This window comes from Aureispira sp. CCB-E, assembly GCF_031326345.1.
Lineage (GTDB): Bacteria > Bacteroidota > Bacteroidia > Chitinophagales > Saprospiraceae > Aureispira.
The window spans coordinates 6457255-6479263 of record NZ_CP133671.1 but is presented as its reverse complement, the minus strand read 5'-3'; the positions used below and the strand labels follow the sequence as shown (position 1 = coordinate 6479263).

Below are 22009 nucleotides of genomic sequence, written 5' to 3'. Positions count from 1 at the left end.
TCTAAGTCATTTTGCCAAAGAACGAAATAAGATAAGTAAGTGAGCATAAAAAATTATAGGTGAAAAATAGCCTTATTTTTAGTGCTAATCGAAAAGGAAAAGTGCGGTTTTACCTGTGGTGCTACTGCGTGGTAGCGAGTTAAAGCAAATTTTCCCGATGAAGAGTAGTGCAAAAAGAAGGTTGCTTTTATAGAATTTTTTCTGAACGATTACTTATTATCAACTAACAGTGCTTAGTAGGGTAACAATATCTTAACTTACTTGGTTGTCAGTATTTCTTCTGTCGGCATTTTAGCAAGCATAGAGCTAAAAATAGATAGCATACAGTAAGAAAAGAAAAAGTACAAGCCAATGGCCATATTGCTATGCGTGCCTATCCCTACTTGTAGATTTTTAAACGCTAAAAAGCCTAAAAAAATTGCAACGACAAATACATCTGCCATAGACCATTTACTAAGGTTGAGAACAAAATTCTTAAACCATTTTTGATTCGCAATTTGAGGTCTAAAAACAAATCCAATCATTAATAATGTTTTTGCAAGAGGAAAAACAACACTAAACAACAAGATGCTAAAGGCAACTAAAAGATTGCCTTGTTGGAAAAGCAGTTGAATAAGCTGAGCAATGGACTTACTTTGATAATAAAAATAAATATCTCCTTCAAATTTTTTATGGACTGTTAAGTCAATCTTTATTCCAAAAACCTCTTTTTCTACAGGAATATCCCCTAGGTTTAAATTTCTTTCTATTGCTGCAATTTCCAACATAGGTGTAAATAACCCTGCATGTAAACAGATTATAGATAAACTAATAAGTCCAATTAAGAGGATGGACGGAGGTTGGTAGAGAAATTGTAAAACTAGCAATACCAATAGATAACAACAAATCCAACCCAAAATGTAATACGTTTTTCGTTGGATGTCATTTTCTGCCTGTTGAATGTTTTCTAACAAAATGCTTTGTTGCTTTTTTTGTACGGAAGAACTGCCAAAAAACAAATCAACATCAATTGTTTTGTCTTTATAATCGAATCCATTAGAAATAGAATCATTTTCTATTGGCACCCATTCTTCTCCATCCAAAAAACGATTTTTATAACTCAACGTATCTGCCAATTCTTCTTTAGTTGTTTTATAAAGGCTGCTAGCTTGGATAAGAAAACTATTGAGAATAAACCCAATAACTAAGAATAAAAGGCTTGTAATAATAACAATTGATTTTTTGTTCATAAGCTGGTTTTATGTGGTTTGTGAGTAATAACTTTAGCAAGTTAAGGCTATTTTTAGCTAAGTAAGTGGACAGAAAAAAGTATAGTTAAAAATGTAATTGTTTTTAGTGCTGTTCAAAGAAAAGAATTGAAGTTTTACCTGCGGTGCTACCTCGTGGTAGCGGGCTAAAACGAGATTTTTTGATGAAGAACAGTGCAAAAAGAATTCTATTTTGCCTATAAATTTTAATGAACGATTACTTATATAAATTAATTCATGATAATCCCTAATCTGATAGAAATATGCTAACTTTATAAGGAATACAAAAGTAAGTAGAACAACTTTGGCAAGAATTTTTCTTTTTTGGCAAGATTAGTTAAAGCTTCTTGCTGAGAAATAACGTTTTTGTAGCAGAAATAATTTTTAAAAACTTAAGTTTTAAACCAAAAGATATAAACTATTATGGATTTAATGAATATGTTCAAGCAGCAAATGACCAATGCTGTTGTTAGCCAAATGGCTCAAAAAGTAGGCTTAGGGGGAAATGAACAGCAAACTTCTCAAGCTGCTCAAAATGTTTTTACAACATTAATGGGAGCCGTGACCAAAAATGCTTCTACTCCTCAAGGAGCAGAATCGTTGAATAAGGCATTAGAAAAAGACCACGATGGAAGCGTGATGAATAATTTGATGAGCTTTTTAGGCAGTGGTCCTACTCAGAACGTGGCGCCAAGAGCTGAAGATGGAAATGGTATCTTAAAGCATATGTTAGGCAACAAGCAAGCCTCGGTGGTGCAGGGCTTGAGTCAAATGAACAATATGAGTCCTGAGGCAACACAATCGTTGATGACTACTGTTGCACCAATGGTCATGAGTTTACTTGGAAAAGCAAAGCAGCAGCAAGGCTTTGATGCTTCGAGTATTACACAGTTTTTAGGAAATCAACAAGCGCAAACCAATAACAGCCAATTGAGTGGCATTATGTCTATGTTGGATAGCGATGGAGACGGAAGTGTAATTGATGATTTAGGAAATATGCTAGGTGGATTCTTTGGGAAGTAAACCTTGTTAAAATATAAGAAGATTTGAAAATGTTGTTGTTAAAAGGAACTAACTTAATAGCAACATTTCAAATCTTCCATTCTTATATGATTTTATTTTTAAAGGTTAGAACTCATGCCTTGAATAAAGCGTTTAGACATATTAACAAAGTTGCGCTCTGAAATGAGACCAATCAATTCTTCTCCTTTTACAACAGGGAGTACCTTTAGGTTGTGTTCTTTCATCAATTTAATAACATCTACTATTTTCATTTGTTGGGTGACTGTGTAAGGATTATGATCCATAATATCACCTACTGTCGTATCAGCGTTAATTTTGCCTTTTTGAGCAAAGAATTTTAATATCTGAGTAGATGTAATCAAACCAATTAAATGCCCTTTAGAGTCTTCAACAGGCATGGACGAAATATCGCCCCAATCCATTAGCGAAGAAGCAAATTCCAACAAATCATCTTTTTGCAAGGTAAAAATATCAGTAGTCATAAACTCTTCAACAAGCAATTGTGAAGGGTTGTAATGGTGGAACTCATTTAGTTCAGGCAAAGGCCATTCGTGTGCAGGTTTACTTTGTTTTTGATTGTTGTAAATGGCTGCTGTCAATGAAGTTAAGCTTTCGTCAATATGTGTTTCTTTTTGAAATTTAGTATAGGCTTGCAAAATCCATCTAGAGCCATTCATATGGCGCTTGGCACGTTCTTCTATGATGCCCAAATAGCGATCTATATCAGCCCCATCAATATTTCGTTTTTCTAATCCATGGCGAGCAATAGGAAGTAAAATTTCTTTGGTTAAATCACGAGCAGATATCTTTTGATTGTTAATCCAAGTAAATTTACAATCCATACCAGAACGGGCGCCTTTCATGAAGTTGTCCCGAGCATCGTCAAAACTCATGTACTTTCGAATATCATCGAATTGATCGGCCATTCCTTCCATTGTACCCAACCAAAATGCAGTACTAGCCATTTCATCCAAAACGGTAGGACCAGCGCCCAATACTCTATTTTCAATGCGTAAATGAGGCTTTCCATTAGGGCTAATTCCATAACAGGGGCGATTCCAACGATACACTGTTCCATTGTGGACTTGCAAAGCTTGGAGTTTGGGGGCTTTACCAGCCTCAATGGCCTCTAAAGAATTTTGCTCAATTTCGGCTCCTAGCAAAATTCTATAGCGAAGAATATCTTCTTTGTAAATTTCTAAAATAGACTTGTCCAACCATTGATTGCCAAAATTAACGCGGGCACTTTTATGCCTAAGATGATCCTTAGATTTTCTATTGTCAATAGATTGAGCAAAAAGAGCAATTCTAGTTTCGTGCCACAAACGTTTACCAAATAACACAGGAGAATTGGTACACATAGCTAGTGTAGGTCCTGTAATTGCTTGTGCAATATTGTACATTTTGACAAAGTTCTTAGGAGCAACTTGCAGATGTACCTGAAAACTTGTATTGCAAGCCTCTAGGAGTGGTGAATCATGCAATAAATTAAGCTCATCGATGCCATCTAATCGAAGTTCATAATCAGACCCTCTAAGCATTTTAAGCGCCGTCATCAAGGCGTGATAGCGAGGCTTTGGAGTCAGTTGATCCATACTCAGGTCAAATTTGCGTAACGAAGGTAAGATACCTGTTAACAAGATTCGAGTATCGTGTTTGGACGCAGCATTATCAACTTGGTTCAAATAATCCCTAAGCTCTGTTTCCATTTTGCTCAAAGCAGTTCCTTCAAATACCTGAGGGCTTAAATTTAGCTCTAAATTAAATTTAGCCAACTCGGTAGTCAACCATTCTGGATGAAAATCTTTTAAGATATCCATCGCTTTATAAGCAGGCTTGTAATGTTTGTTAATCAAACACATTTCTTGTTCTGCGCCAATACATTTTACATCATCCTCAAACCAGTCGTTTTTTAGCATGTATTCTAATGCTTCAACATCATTGAGTAATTGTCTTACAAAATTGCGCATTTCGTCTTTGCCTTGCGAAGAGGCTAATTTGACACGTTCTTCTCCCATTGATAGTATTTTTGTAGGTCGTTTTAACAGCACTTACGAAGTCATGTATTGCAAGGTGCTTGCTTGTTTCTTAACGTTGTGTGTCTGTTTTTTAGATGATCCCAATAAATAGCAATAACAAGTTATGAGAAGTGGTGTAGCATTAACACATTACTGCTCATTTTTAGCCCATAATACTTGGTAAAGGTTACTAAAGGGTAGCTAAAAACAATGTTTTACAACCTCACTTAAAGCTAAAATTTAGATAATAATTAAGAGTGATTTTAACTTTATGGTTTATGTTCGGTGTCACAACTTACTAAAGCTAAAAACTAATCTTTAATATTTGAAATATTGAAGGCGATAAATTTTACTCAAAATGGAATTATAAAAAAAACACTACAAACTGATTTGTAGTGTCCTTGTATATTAAACATTATTAAGAATCGTCTTTTCTGACAATATAGCTCTTGTTTTTTATTTTAATAGTTAGCTGCGCTGCTACTACGTGGTACTTTGTGAGTGCTCCGCAGTTGATTATCAATTTTTAAAAAAAACTAAGTAGTGAAAATTTATTATTCTGATAATCAAGTTTATATGATTTTAATAAGTGATGTTATTTCATGAAACAATGCTATTCTAAGACAAGAAATGTTGTTCGTCGATTTCTTTGATGTTCTTCTTCGGTACAATCAGAGCATTTACAGTCCACTGCGAGTGAACTTTCTCCATACCCCTTAGAGGTTAAGCGTTCAGGATTGATTCCATTTTGAATAAGATATTGAACGGCAGCATCGGCCCTTCTTTGTGATAATTTTTCATTATAACCTGTTGCGCCTTGACAATCAGTATGCGAAGAGAGTTGGATATTAATATTCGGATTGCGTTTTAAAATTGAGATCAGCTCATTTAGAGCAGGTTTGGCATCATCTCGAATGAATGATTTATCTAAGTCATAATAGATGTTCTCTAGCACAATCTCTTGATTGGCATATATTTTTTCCATAATAATTTCAAGCGTCAACGTTGTATCGGGATTAGCTTCTGTTAGTACAATTCCTTTTGTACTGATTGTGGCTACTTGTGTAAAATAACCTGGTTTTGTTGCTTTAAAATTATAATCTGTTGCCGTGTCTAATTGAACGAAAAATGTTCCGTCTACATCAGAGCCAAGGGTAAATGCCGTATCTATAGTGCTTATTTGCACAGAAGCCCCCATAAGGTTTTCATAGCCAGATAGACCACTATTAGGGTTACCAGCTTCGTTGAATACTTTTTCTTTTACCAAACCCTCTAAATTGATTGCCAATATAATTTTAGGCGAATCTATAACAATAGTAGTATCTGGTGGGGGAGGAATTTGTTGTTGAAACTTATAAATATCGTCACTGCCCTGACCTCCTAGACGATTAGAGGAAAAGTACCCTTGTTGAAGAATCCCTTTGGGCAGAGCATTCAAATGATCTATAATAAAACCAAAGTCATCGCCTCCTGAATTCATCGGTGCTTTTAGGTTTTGGGGAGTCTGCCATTTGTGTGCCTTTTTTTCAGACCTAAAGATATCTAAGCCCCCCATTCCAATGTGTCCATCCGAAGAAAAATAAAGCGTGTCTTTGTCCAAGAAAGGAAATACTTCGTTCCCATCGGTATTAATTTTATTGCCCAAATTGACAGGAGCAGACCATTTGGCTTCATCATCTGCTCCAATTTTGATAGAATAGTATAAGTCATATCCTCCAAAACCTTCTTCCTTGTTGCAGGCAAAAATGAGTAATTTCCCATCTTCTGACAAAACAGGATGGATATAATTTTGAGCATTATCACCCAAATCAATTGCTTCTGGTTTGGACCAAACATCACCTTCTTTTTTACTAAACATTATTTGACAATAGTCAACCGCAATTTTTTCATCACTTCCGCATTGAGTAAAGAAGACACTATTTTGATTTTCTCCAAAGCTCGGAGCCCCTTGATGAAACGATTGATTAAAAGGAGCTTCAAAGCGTTCGACCGTTTCAGCATTAATATTCAAAAGGTAAAGATCAAAAAACTTTTCTCCTGTCCATTTATAGTGCTCCTTTCCTTCACTTTCTGCTCGATCAGAAGTGATGATGAGCTGATCTGCATTGTATAGAACAGGACTAAAGTCCGTGGCAGAAGTATTCGTACCAAGGGACTCAATTTTGTATAAATTCTTATCTGCTGCTGTGAGCCATTGTTTTGCTTTTTGACAAGCAATCATTTCTTCTTGATACAGTCGGACATTGCCAGCATAACGTCCTGCACTCTGAAAAGCACGGCGAGCTTCATCATAATCTTGCAATTGCTGTAGCATACGAGCATATTTGATGTCGGTGTCTTTGCCATAACGTTGTGTTTGGGCTCTTTTGTACCAATCTGAAGCTGCTTGAGTTTGGTTGGTACGTCGGTACGATTCTCCAAGCATATAAGCTGTTTCCCCTTTCACTTGACTATCTTTTGCTTTTTTGAACTCCTCTTCGAGCATGGGAATAGCAACGTTAAATTGTTTTCGAGCAAAAGCTGTTTTGCCATCTTTAATACGTTCAGTGTACGTACAAGCGGTCAAACTAACGATAACAATGGTGATAAAAGCTAATTTGAATTCCTTCATTTATAATTTGTTTTTCATTATTTTCCCCAACTGCCGTGCCGAACTATCCGAAATAGTTAGCAAACCTTCAGCAATTGCTTGTCGTTCTTTTTCTGTTTTGTTCTGACTTAGTTTTTCTTTGCCTTCCAATGTTTCTATTTTAATTCGAAAGGCAACCATACTGTTGAGCAAGCGTTTTTTGTAACCATCATCTAGATGTTCCCATTGCTTTTGGAAGCCTTTTTCAAAGGTAGTAATAGATTTTTCCAAAACCTCAATGGCCTGTTCTGGTTCTAGAAGCATTTCTACGGTTCCATAAACATGAACGGCAATATAATTCCATGTCGGTACATTTTCTTCCTTTTCATAATAGGTAGGAGAGATGTAAGCATGTGGTTCTTGAAAAACAACAAGTGTGGAGGTATTTTTTAGCTGTCTCCATTGTGGATTGGCTTTAGCCATATGGCTCAATAAATACCATTCGCTTCCCTCTTGTTCTAATATAAACGGCAAGTGTGTGGCAATGGGATAGTTATCAACAGCAGTTATTAATGTTGCAAAGGGATATTGACAAATATAAGCTCTTATTTGAGATTCGTCAGTGAGTTTAAATTTGGGTGGTATATACATTTCTTTGAAGACTAAATCATTCGTTTACATCATTTTATTGCGTTTAACCAAGTAAGAAGTTAACACCTGCTTGAATCCTTCATTTACATCTGCTTCTACAAAGTCAATTTTATATTGTAAACACTTTATTTTTAATTTTTGTTTGTATTTCTTGACTTGATCAATATAAAAATCTTTGACTTGGTTGGATTGCACACGAACTTTTTCACCTGTTTCAATATCAATAAATACATAAGGGCGATTTTCAAACTCAAAGTCCAATTCATAGCGTTTATCGACAACATGAAATAAAATGACCTCATGTTTGTTGTATTTTAGATGTTGGAGTGCCGCAAAAAGTTGTTCGCTTTCATCCGTTTGCTCAAACATATCGCTGAAAATAACGATTAAGGAACGTTTATGCGTGGCTTCTGCAATTTTGTGCAAGGATTTTGCAATAGAAGTACTATGATTGCGAGTAGGATTGTCTAGCAATTGATCCAAGTGTGCCATAATGAGATTATAATGGCGAGTGCTTGATTTTGCTTTGGTATGTTTTTCCAAGTCATCGGCAAAAGTGCTTAGTCCAAAAGCATCCCTTTGTTTTCTTAATAAATTCATCAAGGTAGCAGCAGCTAAGGTGCTAAAGGCTAATTTGTTGACATAAGGTGTTCCTTTTTTGCTAGGAGCTTCGGGAAAATACATGGAAGAAGAGGTATCTATCACAATTTGACAGCGCAGATTGGTTTCTTCTTCATATTGTTTGGTATACAAACGATCCGTACGAGCAAAAACCTTCCAATCTATATTTTTGATAGAATCACCTGGATTGTAAATCCTATGTTCAGCAAATTCTACCGAAAAACCATGAAAAGGACTTTTGTGTAGCCCAATAATAAATCCTTCTACGACTTGCTTGGCTAATAATTCTAAATTGCCCGTTTGTCGAACATCAAATTCTTTTAAAATACTCATTTATGCTATCTTTCTACTATTGCAGGGGGATTTTGTATGCCCTACTTTTAGTTATGTTGTCAATATTAATATGCTAATATGCCAATAAATAAGTGAATAAAGGAATCATCTATTGACTTATTGGTCTGTTAAAATTATTAAACTACATAATACAACTATTTATAGAAATGTTTAGTTGTGATTTTGTTAAAGCTTTTAATGGATATAAAAAAAGCTACCCACAAACAAAGTTGGGGTAGCTCTAAATTTATAATGATTGATAACGGAACTTGTCAATAAAATACCTAATCGTGCTATAAAATAATCGAAAACGATGGGTACTTTTACTTAATTATCTTTTTATAATTTTTTGTGTAGCGACATTTTTGTGATCCATTACTTGTAAGTAATATAAACCTGCAGGTAAATTACCTAAGTTGAGACCAATTGTTTGGGCACCACTGTTTAGTTCTTTAATGGTTTGATATACTGTTCTACCTGTAGCATCCAAAACACGGATTGTATGAGAACCACTTTGTTCTGCCAATATTCCTGTAGAAATATAATCTACAAATGGGTTTGGTTGAACAGCAACTTGAAGAGATGAAGCATCTTCTAATTCAAATAAACTTGTCGCAGTTGTGACAGCATAACGCTCGTGGCTAGTTTCTGAGGAATCGGCAGCATAGCAAATTTCACTAACCCCATTGGTACAACCAATGTTAGACAACGTACCAATTTGAGCATTAATTCCCACCAAAACAGCATTTAGTCCACGCAAAGATACAGAGCCTCCACCATTAAAAGCAGATAAGAAAACCAATAAATCATTGATATTATTAACATCGCTACTATCATTAATGCCTGCTGCATTTAGAGAATCACAGATCCCTGGAAATGGTGCTTGCGAATCCAATATAGAACAACAAGTGCCGAAAAATGGAACAGAATTTTTTAGGATGCCCTCTACGGCTAGTTTTATTTGTTGAATATCATAAGAAAAAGAAGCAATATAAAAAGTATCTCCAGCACTTAAGCCTAAACTAGCAGGAGAAACACGCCCATCAATACTGGTTGCTATAATGGCATTGCCAAGTGTATCGCTAGCCATACTGTCTTGCAAAATAACAACAAATTCTGTTGTAGGAACAGTAGAAATAGGTCCTGGAGTGTTGACAAAGACAGCGGCAGGAGTTGTATCCATTTCAAAAACACTAGAAGTGTTTCCACTTAATGTTCCAGCTGTTGCGCCACAGGTTGTCCATCCATTTTGAGCAGATAATTGAGAGGAAAGTAAAATACATGTAAAACATGCTAGCAATTGTAAAGATTGAATTATACGCATTTTTTTTAGTTTAAGTTTGTTAATAACAATTGATGTATCTGTATCTTATAGGCAAGGATTCTTTATCTTTTTTTTGCAAATCGTTCAGTTCTAGCTAAAAGAGTATCCTAACAAATATAAATAAAAAAAAGTATTTTTTTACAAAAAAAATAATTAGTTCAATCAGATATTTTAAACAAACAGTTAAATAGATTCTTTTGTAAGTTATAAAAAGCAAAAAAGCCATTTTCAACAACTTGAAAATGGCTTTTTTATATCGAGTTGCTAAATATAGCAACTCATCTAATTATTTTGACTATCAGAGCTTTCTTTTTCAATCATTGCCGAAGGGTTAGCGTTTTTGCCTGTGCGATTAATTTCGGCAATGGCTCGTTGAACCATTTCATCAACAGAGAAAAGCGTTTTGTAGTAGGCTTTTTCTCCATAAAGTTGATCGGCTAAATTGGCTTTGATTTCAATTTTTAAATCGTCTTTGTAGCGATTTAGTAGTGTATTGTTGCGTTCAAGTTCTTTCGTTTCTGTGTATTGAACCAATTGATGAAAGAACTGATCGGTTATGGTATAGTTTTGTTCAAAATCTTCAAAAGTAGGGTATTGCTCTAGCAAAAGACTGCGTTTGTTGTCCAAGAATTTATAAATATAATCTCGTCCCAATAAGCTAGTAGATTGAAAATAAGCATTGATTCGGGAAGTATCCAGAGGGATAAAAATATCGGGAACAATACCGCCTCCACCATGTACAATTCTGCCATTGATGGTTCTATATACCGTAGAATCAGAAATGTGAATGCTATCTCTACTATACAATTCTCCCGACTCATAACGATTGCGTAAATCATCTCCATACAAACCTTCGGAGCCATCATAGGGTTTTTGAATATATCGACCAGATGGGGTAAAGTAACGAGCCACAGTTAAGCGCAAGGCTGATCCATCGGTCAATTTGTACTGTTCTTGAACCAAACCTTTGCCAAAAGAACGGCGACCAATAACTAAGCCACGATCATTGTCTTGAATAGCACCAGCAATAATTTCACTAGCTGAAGCCGAACTTTCGTCAATCAAAACAGCTACTTTGTTGATATCAAACAACGCCTTTCCTGTAGAGTTGTATTCTTTGCGACGGTAACTACGTCCTTCGGTATAAACTAAGAGTTTCCTAGATGTAAATAACTGATCTAGAATTTTGGTAGCAGCTTCGAGGTAGCCACCAGGATTGTGGCGCAAATCAAGAATCAAATGTTTCATTCCTTTATTTTCTACCAAATCGTTTAGTGCCTTCATAAACTCATCATAAGTAGTCCCGCTAAACCGATTGATTTTGATCAACCCCGTATTATCGTTAAGCATACAAGATGCCAATACGCTATACATTGGAATTTCGCCACGAGTGATTGTTACATCTTTGAGATTAGGCATACCTGCTCGTTTAATTTTTAATTCTACAGAACTGCCTGCTTTGCCTTTTAAGTGATTAATCACATTGGTATTGTAAATTCCTTTTCCTGCCACCAAGGAATCATCAATCATGATGATCTTGTCACCTTTGAGCAAGCCAGCTTTGTCTGAAGGACCGTCTTCGATAACACCAACAACATAAATCGTGTCTTCAAGAATATAAAATTCAATACCAATGCCCTCAAAATTTCCGTTCAAAGATTCGTTTACTCGTTCAATATTATCCAAAGAGATATAACTAGAATGAGGGTCAAGTTCTTTTAAAACAGCTTCAATAGCAGCATCTTCTAGTTTAGAAGACGATTCATCTTCTAAGTAGCGGGCATCTATGAAGCGAAGAATTTCTTCTACTTTTCCTGATTTGGCGGGATATTTTCCCTGATCAGAAACCACGACATAAGATTTGTTTTTGTTATTGGCCATTTCAAACCCTAGCCAAGTACCTCCTGCCAGTGCCAGTGCTAAGACAAGAGGCAGAAAGATATTAATTTTCTCTTTGTTAGAAAGAGGCTCGTTTTCTTGCATACGAATCGTTATTGATGATTTAAATTCTTAAGTTTTACAGTTTAACTATTAGACTTGTACTTTGGTTTATTCAGACCTTTGTTTGTTAGAGCTTAATAGTTTGACCTTCGAGTTTTTGATGAATTAATAGTACCTTTGTGTTGAAGGGAAACTCTGGTAGGTAAAACAATTTGCAAGATAGTGCTAAGCATAGATAAAACCAAACTTTAGGGACAAAGGCCAAGCAATTAATACTAGACTATTCTACCAAAATTATTATTTATAAGATAAAAGTTGAGTTGAAATAAACCAATATACAAACTACTCATTGAAAATAGTTTATGAAGTTAATCGCAGACAGTGGTTCAACCAAAACAGATTGGTACTTAATAAAAGAACAACAATTGTTACGATATACCACGCAGGGATACAATCCTTATTATTGTACAACAGAAGAAGTTAAAAAGAGTTTGAAAGAGGAATTGCTGGAGGAATTCGAAGGTGCTCAAATTCAGGATTTGTATTTTTATGGTTCTGGTTGTTCCAATTCGTTGACTCAACAGGTTATTAAGGATGCTCTTGTGCCTTTTTTTCCGAATGCTTCTGTGAGTTTGGGAGATGATTTATTGGCTGCTGCTCGTGCTACTGCTGGGCACTCTGAGGGGATTTGCTGTATATTAGGAACAGGGTCTAATTCTTGCTTTTATGACGGCAAGGCTATAAAAGATAAAATACCTTCTTTGGGATATATTTTGGGAGATGAAGGTGCTGGGACATTCATAGGACGACAGTTGTTATCGGCTTATTTTTATCGTGAAATGCCTAAGGATTTGGCGGTAGAAATGGAGCGAATGTACAATATGGACAAGCATATCATTATTAGTGATTTGTTAGATAAAAAGAACCCCAATCGAATATTGGCTTCTTATGCGATGTTTGCATATCAACACCAAACGAATCCTTTTATACAAGCGTTGTTGTTGAGTTGTTTTGATACGTTTATTATTCGACACGTCTTAAAATATCCCAACGCTCAAGAGGTGCCTGTCCATTTTATTGGCAGTATTGGATTTGGATTTCGAGATTTGTTAATACAGGCATTGGAGAAACATCAATTGAAGGTCGGAAAAATATATAAAAGTCCTTTTCCAACCTTATTGGAGTATGCTCGTTGACAGTTGTTATTAGAAAAGAACAGAAATTGTACGTATGAAACTAGATGCTATTGATAGGCAAATATTACAAATTTTGATGCAAGATGCGAATACATCGTATGTAGATGTCGCTAAACAGATTCATGTTTCTGCTGGTACCATTCATGTTAGAATGAAAAATTTAAAGCGTTTGGGAGTGGTAGAGGGTGCTCAGTTAACGATCAATCATAGTCTACTAGGATTGGATATGGTGGCTTTTTTGGGAATTTATTTGGAACGTAGTTCTATGTATCCAGAGGTTTTGTTGAAAATCCAAAAAATTCCAGAAGTCGTCAATGTGCATTATACAACTGGCCCCTATACAATGTTTGCTCAAGTCATTTGTAAGGATAGTCAAGATTTGTATGATATTTTACACAATCAGATTCAAGAAATAAAAGGAGTGCAACGAACGGAGAGTTTTATCTCTCTTTCAGAAAGCATTCGACGTCCCATCCAAATTCTAGGAGAGGAGTAGTAGTTGTTAGAGATAAAATAGCCATAGATTGTGGCCACCTAGTTTACTTTAAGTTTAAGCCTGATCGTTTGAATAAAAGCCATTGTGCCAATCCTCGAATCGCTAAAAAAGTAATTAGTGATAGCCAAAGAATATTGGGCAAAAAAGCAGGAGCAGGGTAAAAATGACTTAACACTAAATAACAGCCCAAATAGGCAACCAAGGCGATGACCATGCTATTTCGCATGGATTTTACGGCAGTTAAGCCAACAAAAATACCGTCCCAAATATAACAAGGAGTTCCTATAATAGGTAATAAAACCATCCACCAAAGGTAAGGAATCGCCGCTTCTATGACAAGTGGTTTGTTGGTGAAAAGATGCACTAAATTTACTCCCCATATGCCATATACTATGCTAAAACAAGCAGCCAAACCCATTCCCCAATACATTGATAATTGAATCGTTTTTCGAGTGGTGTTGGGTTGATTAGCTCCTGTATATTTACCCACCAAACTTTCAGCAGCATAGGCAAAACCATCTACGCCAAAAGACATCCAGTTCAAGAATTGCATCAAAATTGTGTTCACAGCCAATATCTCTGTCCCCGCAGTCGCCGATTGACTATAGAAAAATCCAAAGGCAATGGTCAAGCAAAACGTTCTTAAAAAGATATCACTATTGACTTGAATGAAGCCTAAAAATTCTTGGCTAGAAAGAAAAATAGATCGCTCAAAACTTTTTATTAGGTACTTGTATTTAAATAAAAATAGCAGCAAGGCAGCCGTGACACCAACATATTGGGCAATGACCGTTCCGTAAGCAACTCCTGCGACTCCAAGGTTGAAATGATGAACTAAAATATAGCTGGCTAGAATATTGGCAACGTTAATGATAATGGTTAGTATAAGTGGGTAAATCGCATTCTGCATCCCAAAAAACCAACCCATCATGACGACAAGAACCAAACTTGCGGGAGCTGCCCAAATTCTTATGTTAAAATACGTAGCAACTAAATCGTATTGATCATGGGAGACATTCATTAATGAAAAACCTAAACTAGCCAATGGTTGTTGAAGGAGTAAAATAACGGCACTTAGCAGCAGCGCAATTAATAAAGCCCGTCCCCATGTATGAATCATTGCAGCAGTATTGTTCTTGCCATAGGCTTGCGCGGTCATGCCTGTAGTTCCCATTCTCAGAAAACCAAAATTCCAATAAATAAAATTAAAGATCATTGATCCCAAGCCAACGGCACCAATGTGTAAGGCAGACAAACTACCCATCAAACCGGTATCTACAGAACTAATTAGAGGAACAGAAATATTGCTGATAATATTGGGAATTGCGAGTTGTAATATCTCTTTGTTAAGTTTCATGAGAAATGTCGATGATAAGATAGTTTTGGAATACCACTATGGCTACTTTGGTGCAAAGGTATCCAATTAAGAATATTTAAAAACCCATTGGGTTTTATTTTTATTTATAGGCTGAGTAAGTGAACTAGTGTTAGAATGAGAATGATTGGAAAACAAAAAGCAATTTCAAGGTCAACTGAAATTGCTTTCATTTTTTGAACGAGCAAAGACATCATCAACACATGATAACTAAAGTGTTGTTTGTTGCCAACTACTCCGCAAGCATTTTTTCTACTAGTGCAATCGTTTTGTCTACATATTCTTGATATAAATCACCTGTTCCAGGACCAGAGAAGCCCGTATGAATTTCTTTGATAACCCCATTTTTATCAATAAAAATGGCCGTAGGATAAGACATGATGTGATTCAACATGGGCAATGTTTTGACTGCTTCTGATTTTTTGGCAGGTCCTCCAAATACAATAGGATACTCAATGCCAAGATGTTTTTTTATGCGAGTTGCATTCTTTTGAAAGGTGTTAAAATCATTGACAACTTCGTAGTCAATAGCAATAATTTCCAAGCCTTTATGTTGATATTTTTTGTAAACATCCACCAAAAAGCGCGTTTCATCCATGCAGTTAGGGCACCAAGTTCCTGTAATTTGAACAATAGTTGGCTTTCCTTGAAAACGTTCGTCTTCTAAGCTTATAGTGTCCCCATTGATTGTTGGAAAACGAAACGCTAGTTTGTCATAGCCTTCTTTGAGATAAGTTAATTGGTTCATTGGGACCAACTCGAAAGTTTCGTCAGGCACAGCTACCCATGGTTCGTGCCAGTGATTGCCAGACCAAAAATCACCTTTCAAACTCCCGTCATCTTGCAGAGTTGCTTTGAATAAAAAGGCGTGTGCACCGTCAAAGCAAGATAGTTTTAATTCCTTGCCATTTAAAGCACCTTCCAAATAACGATAATCACCTGTTTGAGTTAAAAACGTCCCCGTTGCTTTTCCATTTTCTAAAATATTAAACAGACCAATAGCAGGATAACTATTTTCTGTATTGGGGCTAAATGTTACTTTCCATCTTTTTTCTAAAGCTATAACTTCGGTAGAGGTACCAGTACTTTGAAAACGTTCAGGCGTATTATTGATGGCTTCAAATGGAATTTTGTAATCTTTTTTATTGTAATTATACCATTCTCCTTCCCATCTATTTTGGTGATTAACTAACTTAAATTCTGACCCAAAAACAGGCATTTTGATAGAGAAGCTATTGTTCTTCTCATTATAATTAATGTCCGTTACTTCTATGTGCTCATCTCCGTTGTGAATGACAATTTTTTGATCATTAACAACTTCAAAATTAAATGGGATTTCTAAAGGATTGGTATCATTTCCTATATTCAAAACACCTCGCCAAATTCCTTCTGTTAGGTTTAAAATGGACTGTGAATCAAGGTTGACGGTGGTGGGTGAGCTGCAAGCATAGAAACCAATAAGCAGGCATGCGACAAAGTATAAAAAGTGTTTCATGATTGATTTTTTAGTGTGCAAATGTAAATATGAACTTCTAGTACTTTTACGTTAGAAGCAATTGATTTAATTACTTTGGTCGTGTCAGTAATTAAAGGTGGTTAGGTACGGTGTAAAAATCCAACACTAGGTGTGGATAGTGGGGATGAGAATAAGCGAAATTTTCTCTAAAATTTCAAATCTTGGGCAAAGATACAAATAGTTATATAAAGATATGTACATGTTTGGATATTTATGTTTGTTGACTGCCAAAAGTACTGATTGGAACAAAAATAATTACATCAAATATTTGATAATCATAGTTCAGTACTTAAAAGGGAGGGCTAGAGCAAGTGTGAATTTTTCTTTTGAAGAACTTATAAGAAGTAGAGAGAATGGACGTGCGCACATAGCATGGCAAAAAACTTTTAAAAAAAATTACAAAAAAATTAAAAAGGAAGCAGCATATTCAGATTTCCCTTCGTATTGCTAGTATTCCAATGTGAAATTTTCTATTCACAAGAATAATTACTCAACTTTATTTTGAGATAATTATAAATGAACAACAAAAACAACAACAAATTATTTTAATACTTCTTATTTATGCAAAAACTTTACACGATTTTATTTTTTACTATTCAGAAAATAATAAACCACTCTAAAATGAGTAATGGAACGTGTATAAGTAGCCTGAGACATAACGTTGTTTTTGTCAAAGTATAATCCTATACAAACTTAAGTAAGCTGTTTGTCATCACGAGTGATGGCTTGATACCAATCTACTTATGTAACATTTCCATTTTTATAAAAAAAATATTGCCGAGTCAGTTGAATCAACGCTTCGAGTACGTTCGTGTTGGTGGCACAAAAGTGCTGTTGATATATATAGCAAACTAATCTACGAAGTGGTAATTGAATAAGACAGAGGCGAAAATAAATAAAACTTGTTTTGCTGCGAGCGAAACAATTGCCTTGGAGAGCCGTTTGGTCGCGGCTCTCTTTTAAGAAAATACCACATTTTGGTAGGCTATCCTAATGGTATAGGAGCATGTCGGAAGTGTAGGAGGCTCCTGCATGCTCGCATATCGCGACTCAAGAAGATAGTTTTATATAGGGTAAAACTATTGCGTGGGGGACTGCTCATTAAATTGAGTAGTCCCTTTTTTTGTGAAAACTAAAAAATAGCAGAGGACAATACCGTAAAATTTATAAAAAAACTAAAACAATTTGTTTGCTTTTTTGTATGTTTGAATTATGAAGAACGAACATTTAGATCCTACTAATGAGAATTATGATAACAGCGAATTGGCAGTTGAAAAAGCACTGCGTCCCAAAATGCTGGAAGACTTTAGTGGGCAAAAAAAATTGGTTGAAAACCTTAAGGTATTTATTGAGGCTGCTAAAATGCGAGAAGAAGCATTAGATCATGTGTTGTTGCATGGACCTCCTGGTTTGGGTAAGACTACCTTGTCGTTGATTATCGCCAATGAATTGGGAGCAGATATCAAAATGACTTCAGGTCCTGTTTTGGAGAAAGCAGGCGATTTGGCGGGTTTACTAACCAACTTGGGCGAGAACGATGTCTTATTTATAGATGAGATTCACCGATTAAATACAGTCGTTGAGGAATACCTTTACTCTGCTATGGAGGATTATAGAATTGATATTATGATAGATTCTGGTCCTAATGCTCGTACTATTCAGATTGCATTAAATCCATTTACATTAGTAGGCGCTACCACTCGAATGGGACTGTTGACTTCTCCTATGCGTGCTCGTTTTGGTATTACTTGTTTGCTCAATTATTATGATATAGAGACATTAGTCAACATTATCAAACGTTCTGCTAATATCCTAAATGTGCCAATTACACAAGATGGGGCCGAGGAGATCGCGAGAAGAAGTAGAGGAACGCCTCGTATTGCCAATGCTTTACTACGCCGAGTTCGCGATTTTGCCCAAATAAAAGGCAATGGGACGATTGACTCTAATATTGCTAAATATGGTTTGGATGCCTTGAATGTTGACGATAGAGGACTAGACGAGATGGACAATAAGATTCTTAGAACGATTATCGAAAGCTTTGGAGGCGGTCCCGTTGGTTTAACGACTATCGCTACCGCAGTTGGTGAAGAGCCAGGAACCGTTGAAGATGTACATGAGCCTTACTTAATCCAACAAGGTTATTTGAAGCGGACGCCTAGAGGAAGAGAAACAACACTTAAAGCGTACGAACATTTGGGAATTGCGCCCAAACAAAACAATGATGGTTCACAAGGCTCGCTTTTCTAATTATCTTTAGAAGGTTTTTAGTATGATCTAAGAGATTACAATTCAAAAGTAAAATAAACGATGAAAGAACACATTCAATTACTTCGACAAATTAGAACTACCTTAGTCAAAGAGCTTGATGGTTTGAGCTTGGAACAATTAAACTATATTCCAGAGAGTCACAAGAACAATATTGTTTGGAATATTGGTCATTGCTTGGTTGTGCAACAATTATTGTGCTATGGGTTGTCCAATCTTACCCCTTATGTGGATAAATCAATAGGGATAAAATATAAAAAAGGGAGTGCCCCTGAAGCACCTGTAACTCAAGAGGAGGTTGACTGGTTAAAGGAAATGTTACTAAAATCAGTCGATTTGTTAGAAAAAGATTTAGAAGAAGGAAAGTTTCAGACATTCAAGCCTTATACAGTAGGTTTTGGAACTCATCTTACCTCTATAGAAGATACGGTTCGTTTTAATAATGTACACGAAGGAATTCATTATGGCTATTTGTTAGCACTCAAAAAATTATTATAAGTTGCTGTTAAATTATTTACACAAAGATAAGATAGAAGCAGGATGTGACGAAGCAGGACGAGGGTGTTTGGCTGGGGCAGTGTATGCCGCCGCCGTAATCTTACCGCCTGACTTTGAATGCCCATTGCTAAATGATTCGAAAAAAATAAAAGAAAAGGATCGTTACAAGCTGCGAACGATTATTGAAAACGAAGCTGTAGCTTGGGCAGTAGGGGTTGTTGATGAAGCAGAAATTGATGAAATCAATATTTTAAACGCTTCTTTTTTGGCAATGCATCGAGCTGTAGAGCAGTTGTCTGTGCAGCCCGAACACTTGCTTATTGATGGCAACCGTTTTAAGCCTTATAAAAAACTAACACACGATTGTATCGTAAAAGGAGACAGCAAATACATGTCTATTGCCGCTGCTTCTATTTTGGCAAAAACGTACCGAGATGATTATATGCTTGCCTTGCATGAAAAACACGCAGCATATGAATGGAAAAAAAACAAAGGCTATCCCACCAAAGCGCATCGTCAAGCACTCGTTGACCATGGTTATACCCAATACCATCGCAAAACCTTTCGCCTCAAAACAGATGATTTAGACTTAGTCTCTGTTGACAAAAAAAAATAAGGTGCATTTTTAGAGAAAAATAAGGTGCTTCTAATAGAATTGATTAATTTTGTACCTTATAATGGGGCTTTGTTTTTTATAAAACTTCTTATCTAATAAAGTTTAGAAAGGAAGGCTATTATTAAATAGTAGTTCGTTGATTAGTTCGCTACGCTCATGAGGGCGCAAGCTTAGTTTTTTACTTTTTTACCAAAAAGATAAAAAAACACATTTATATTAGTTTGATAATCAAAATTATAACAAAAAAAAAACAACAAATCTACAATTTGTTGATTATCAAATTAATAAAGTTTAGCTGCGCTGCTACTGCGTGGTTTCAACGAACTATTGCTTAAAATAAAGAACAAAGTATTGTTGTATAAATGGGAGTATGGGGTTTTGCTTATAAAACAACTTGCTATTACAGAACAATTGGTAAAGAGCAAATCTCTGTTAACTATACTATTGCGGACCATTTACTTTCTAACAAGAACTTATATCTTATGAATGTACCAAATTCATTGACCATACTACGAATTATATTGGGATTCATTGTGCCTTATATGATGGTGAAAGGAAATTTTAATATTCGTATGTGGGCTGCAATTTTATTTGCAATTGCAGCATTTACAGATTGGTTAGATGGCTGGTATGCTAGGCGTTATAATTTGATTACAAAATTAGGTAAAATTTTGGACCCCATAGCAGATAAAATAATTGTATTGGGGAGTTTTGTCGCTTTGTCCAATGTTTTTTTTGAGAATATGTATTCGATATGGTGGATTGTCCCCATCTTTTTAAGGGAAGTGGTGATTACAGTTTATCGACTCATATTTTTGCTCAGAAAAAAGCCTATTGTTGTAGCAGCATCTTGGTCAGGAAAAGCCAAGACAGTGATGCAAATGATTACATTACCATGTGCTTATTTTTATCTAATGTTTAATCTGTATCCTGAAGCCAATCCTGTCGGAACTCCTGCTATTATGTGGTGGTTGATGCATTTAATGATTTTGGCTTCTTTGGCTTTGACGGTAGGTTCGGGGTTGCGTTTCTTTATGAAAAACTGGAAGGCCGTTAAGGAAGTAACAACCTATGAATAGCAAACGCATTGCCTAAATTTTTTTTGACAAATTCATAACATTACTTATATTAATATTTCGTGGATTTTTTCGTTTTTTGCAAAAAAATAAAAAAAGTACTTTTGCAGCAGTTGGTGTAGTGAGTGCTTTGTGGTTGATTAGCAACTTTTTAGGTTTTTTTTGATGAAAGATTAATGCGATTTTGCCACGAAGAAAAGTTATTTTAATATATACTTTTCAAAATCGATTATACAATGGAAGATAAGGAAGTAGAACAGGTGTCTTTGAAGAAGACCAAATATGCAGAGTATATTCGTGATTTTACGGCAATAGGAAATCCCTTTTTGTTGTTGCTAGTAACCTTAGCAACTCTATCAAGTCACCCTCAATTCAAAACTTATTTTCCCATTTTGTTGGCAGGCTTTTTCTTGAACGAAATAGTTTGCTCTGCAATTAAATATTTTTGGCACAAACCAAGACCTAATGGACAAAAATTTAAAAATGGATTTGAAAAGATAGATGCAGGAAGCTTTCCTAGCATCCATTCCTCTAGAATCTCTTTTGTTTATTTATCGTTGTCTTATATACAGTATATGGCAGGGAATTTGTTGATTGTGCCAGTGTTTTTAATTGTTATAGTAGTAGTTGGGTATTCACGCGTATTTTTAAAGAAACACTTTCTAGTTGATGTACTAGCAGGATATTTTTTTGGTTCGCTACTTTTTTTTATAATTACTTTTTTGTTAAAATAAGGGCTTTAGACTTCATTAATAAGCGTTTATATGTTATTTTTTTCAAAAAATGTACAAAAAAAACATACTCAATTTCTCTTTTAAAAAAAAAAGTGAGACCTTTGCCTCACTTTATGAGTAAGAGCATAATTAGTTTATTTACACTTTAAAACGAAATAATATACAAATGAGAAAAGCTGATTTGGTTTCTCGAATTGCTGAAAAGACAGGCGTTCCTAAGGTTGATGTATTAATGACTTTGGAAAACTTTTTCTCTGAAGTTAAAGAAAGCTTAGCGAACAAGGAAAATGTTTACATTCGTGGATTTGGTAGCTTTATAGCTAAAAAACGTGCAAAGAAAATTGGTCGTAACATTAAGCAAAATAAAGCGATCGTGATTCCTGCACATTATATCCCTGCTTTTAAGCCTGCTAAAGCGTTTGTTAACAAAGTTAAAGACCAAGTTGAAGTAGAAGAAACAGCTAAGTAATAGCCTTTCTTTTATAACAACTCTTATGACAAAATTTC

The 22009-nt window shown here is 35.4% G+C and carries 18 protein-coding genes; 9 read left to right on the top strand and 9 right to left on the bottom strand.

Annotated features, from left to right (window positions below):
- Positions 1–257 precede the first annotated feature (257 nt).
- Entirely contained in the window at positions 258–1229 is a 972-nt protein-coding gene (locus QP953_RS25090; RefSeq protein WP_309553297.1) for a paraquat-inducible protein A, read from the bottom strand.
- Between the two features lie 441 nt (positions 1230–1670).
- Here QP953_RS25090 and QP953_RS25085 point away from each other — a divergent pair, with 441 nt between their 5' ends.
- On the top strand, positions 1671–2270 hold the full coding sequence (locus QP953_RS25085; RefSeq protein ID WP_052597688.1) for a DUF937 domain-containing protein: 600 nt from the start codon (positions 1671–1673) through the stop codon (positions 2268–2270).
- Positions 2271–2368: 98 nt separating this feature from the next.
- Here the strand turns inward: QP953_RS25085 and QP953_RS25080 are convergent, their stop codons facing one another.
- From QP953_RS25080 to QP953_RS25055, 6 genes are all read right to left on the bottom strand, one after another.
- The gene (locus QP953_RS25080; RefSeq protein WP_052597687.1) at positions 2369–4288 is read right to left on the bottom strand and encodes a CBS domain-containing protein; all 1920 of its coding nucleotides are present in this window, start codon (positions 4286–4288) and stop codon (positions 2369–2371) included.
- Between the two features lie 613 nt (positions 4289–4901).
- Positions 4902–6899 (bottom strand): OmpA family protein, encoded by a 1998-nt coding sequence (locus QP953_RS25075; RefSeq protein ID WP_309553296.1) that lies wholly within the window; start codon positions 6897–6899, stop codon positions 4902–4904.
- Positions 6900–7508: an FMN-binding negative transcriptional regulator gene (locus QP953_RS25070; protein ID WP_309553295.1), complete on the bottom strand. Its 609-nt coding sequence runs from the start codon at positions 7506–7508 to the stop codon at positions 6900–6902. It lies immediately after the preceding gene.
- A gap of 24 nt (positions 7509–7532) precedes the next feature.
- Positions 7533–8462 (bottom strand): DUF58 domain-containing protein, encoded by a 930-nt coding sequence (locus QP953_RS25065; protein WP_052597684.1) that lies wholly within the window; start codon positions 8460–8462, stop codon positions 7533–7535.
- A 331-nt stretch (positions 8463–8793) separates the two neighbouring features.
- The gene (locus QP953_RS25060; RefSeq protein ID WP_309553294.1) at positions 8794–9786 is read right to left on the bottom strand and encodes a T9SS type A sorting domain-containing protein; all 993 of its coding nucleotides are present in this window, start codon (positions 9784–9786) and stop codon (positions 8794–8796) included.
- Between the two features lie 282 nt (positions 9787–10068).
- On the bottom strand, positions 10069–11769 hold the full coding sequence (locus tag QP953_RS25055) for a S41 family peptidase (protein ID WP_309553293.1): 1701 nt from the start codon (positions 11767–11769) through the stop codon (positions 10069–10071).
- A 320-nt stretch (positions 11770–12089) separates the two neighbouring features.
- Between QP953_RS25055 and QP953_RS25050 the strand changes: the two genes are divergently transcribed.
- Both QP953_RS25050 and QP953_RS25045 read left to right on the top strand, forming a co-directional pair.
- Complete coding sequence (locus QP953_RS25050; protein WP_309553292.1) at positions 12090–12923, top strand: hypothetical protein; 834 nt, start codon at positions 12090–12092, stop codon at positions 12921–12923.
- 34 nt (positions 12924–12957) lie between these two features.
- Positions 12958–13419, top strand: a complete 462-nt coding sequence (locus QP953_RS25045) for an Lrp/AsnC ligand binding domain-containing protein (RefSeq protein ID WP_309553291.1) — start codon at positions 12958–12960, stop codon at positions 13417–13419.
- 43 nt (positions 13420–13462) lie between these two features.
- Here the strand turns inward: QP953_RS25045 and QP953_RS25040 are convergent, their stop codons facing one another.
- Both QP953_RS25040 and QP953_RS25035 read right to left on the bottom strand, forming a co-directional pair.
- Positions 13463–14776, bottom strand: coding sequence for an MATE family efflux transporter (locus QP953_RS25040; protein ID WP_309553290.1), 1314 nt, complete (start codon positions 14774–14776; stop codon positions 13463–13465).
- A 250-nt stretch (positions 14777–15026) separates the two neighbouring features.
- Positions 15027–16289 (bottom strand): TlpA disulfide reductase family protein, encoded by a 1263-nt coding sequence (locus QP953_RS25035; RefSeq protein WP_309553289.1) that lies wholly within the window; start codon positions 16287–16289, stop codon positions 15027–15029.
- A 1233-nt stretch (positions 16290–17522) separates the two neighbouring features.
- On the opposite strand from QP953_RS25035, the gene ruvB reads away from it, so the two are divergent.
- The 6 genes from ruvB (at position 17523) to QP953_RS25005 (ending at position 21971) form a co-directional block, all read left to right on the top strand.
- Positions 17523–18560: a Holliday junction branch migration DNA helicase RuvB gene (gene ruvB, locus QP953_RS25030; RefSeq protein WP_052597677.1), complete on the top strand. Its 1038-nt coding sequence runs from the start codon at positions 17523–17525 to the stop codon at positions 18558–18560.
- A gap of 60 nt (positions 18561–18620) precedes the next feature.
- The gene (locus QP953_RS25025; RefSeq protein ID WP_309553288.1) at positions 18621–19076 is read left to right on the top strand and encodes a DinB family protein; all 456 of its coding nucleotides are present in this window, start codon (positions 18621–18623) and stop codon (positions 19074–19076) included.
- Position 19077: 1 nt separating this feature from the next.
- The gene (locus QP953_RS25020) at positions 19078–19692 is read left to right on the top strand and encodes a ribonuclease HII (RefSeq protein ID WP_309553287.1); all 615 of its coding nucleotides are present in this window, start codon (positions 19078–19080) and stop codon (positions 19690–19692) included.
- A gap of 482 nt (positions 19693–20174) precedes the next feature.
- The gene (gene pgsA / locus QP953_RS25015; RefSeq protein ID WP_197043860.1) at positions 20175–20771 is read left to right on the top strand and encodes a CDP-diacylglycerol--glycerol-3-phosphate 3-phosphatidyltransferase; all 597 of its coding nucleotides are present in this window, start codon (positions 20175–20177) and stop codon (positions 20769–20771) included.
- A 233-nt stretch (positions 20772–21004) separates the two neighbouring features.
- Complete coding sequence (locus QP953_RS25010) at positions 21005–21502, top strand: phosphatase PAP2 family protein (protein ID WP_309553286.1); 498 nt, start codon at positions 21005–21007, stop codon at positions 21500–21502.
- Between the two features lie 166 nt (positions 21503–21668).
- Entirely contained in the window at positions 21669–21971 is a 303-nt protein-coding gene (locus tag QP953_RS25005; RefSeq protein ID WP_052597672.1) for an HU family DNA-binding protein, read from the top strand.
- The last annotated feature ends 38 nt before the right edge of the window (positions 21972–22009 follow it).

Excerpts from the sequence above, each read along its gene's own strand:
- QP953_RS25085 (WP_052597688.1), top strand. The coding sequence starts at position 1,671 with ATGGATTTAATGAATATGTTCAAGCAGCAAATGACCAATGCTGTTGTT.
- pgsA (WP_197043860.1), top strand. The coding sequence starts at position 20,175 with ATGAATGTACCAAATTCATTGACCATACTACGAATTATATTGGGATTC.
- QP953_RS25065 (WP_052597684.1), bottom strand. The coding sequence starts at position 8,462 with ATGAGTATTTTAAAAGAATTTGATGTTCGACAAACGGGCAATTTAGAA.
- ruvB (WP_052597677.1), top strand. The coding sequence starts at position 17,523 with ATGAAGAACGAACATTTAGATCCTACTAATGAGAATTATGATAACAGC.
- QP953_RS25055 (WP_309553293.1), bottom strand. The coding sequence starts at position 11,769 with ATGCAAGAAAACGAGCCTCTTTCTAACAAAGAGAAAATTAATATCTTT.
- QP953_RS25090 (WP_309553297.1), bottom strand. The coding sequence starts at position 1,229 with ATGAACAAAAAATCAATTGTTATTATTACAAGCCTTTTATTCTTAGTT.
- QP953_RS25060 (WP_309553294.1), bottom strand. The coding sequence starts at position 9,786 with ATGCGTATAATTCAATCTTTACAATTGCTAGCATGTTTTACATGTATT.
- QP953_RS25050 (WP_309553292.1), top strand. The coding sequence starts at position 12,090 with ATGAAGTTAATCGCAGACAGTGGTTCAACCAAAACAGATTGGTACTTA.
- QP953_RS25075 (WP_309553296.1), bottom strand. The coding sequence starts at position 6,899 with ATGAAGGAATTCAAATTAGCTTTTATCACCATTGTTATCGTTAGTTTG.
- QP953_RS25010 (WP_309553286.1), top strand. The coding sequence starts at position 21,005 with ATGGAAGATAAGGAAGTAGAACAGGTGTCTTTGAAGAAGACCAAATAT.
- QP953_RS25005 (WP_052597672.1), top strand. The coding sequence starts at position 21,669 with ATGAGAAAAGCTGATTTGGTTTCTCGAATTGCTGAAAAGACAGGCGTT.
- QP953_RS25025 (WP_309553288.1), top strand. The coding sequence starts at position 18,621 with ATGAAAGAACACATTCAATTACTTCGACAAATTAGAACTACCTTAGTC.
- QP953_RS25080 (WP_052597687.1), bottom strand. The coding sequence starts at position 4,288 with ATGGGAGAAGAACGTGTCAAATTAGCCTCTTCGCAAGGCAAAGACGAA.
- QP953_RS25040 (WP_309553290.1), bottom strand. The coding sequence starts at position 14,776 with ATGAAACTTAACAAAGAGATATTACAACTCGCAATTCCCAATATTATC.
- QP953_RS25045 (WP_309553291.1), top strand. The coding sequence starts at position 12,958 with ATGAAACTAGATGCTATTGATAGGCAAATATTACAAATTTTGATGCAA.
- QP953_RS25070 (WP_309553295.1), bottom strand. The coding sequence starts at position 7,508 with ATGTATATACCACCCAAATTTAAACTCACTGACGAATCTCAAATAAGA.
- QP953_RS25035 (WP_309553289.1), bottom strand. The coding sequence starts at position 16,289 with ATGAAACACTTTTTATACTTTGTCGCATGCCTGCTTATTGGTTTCTAT.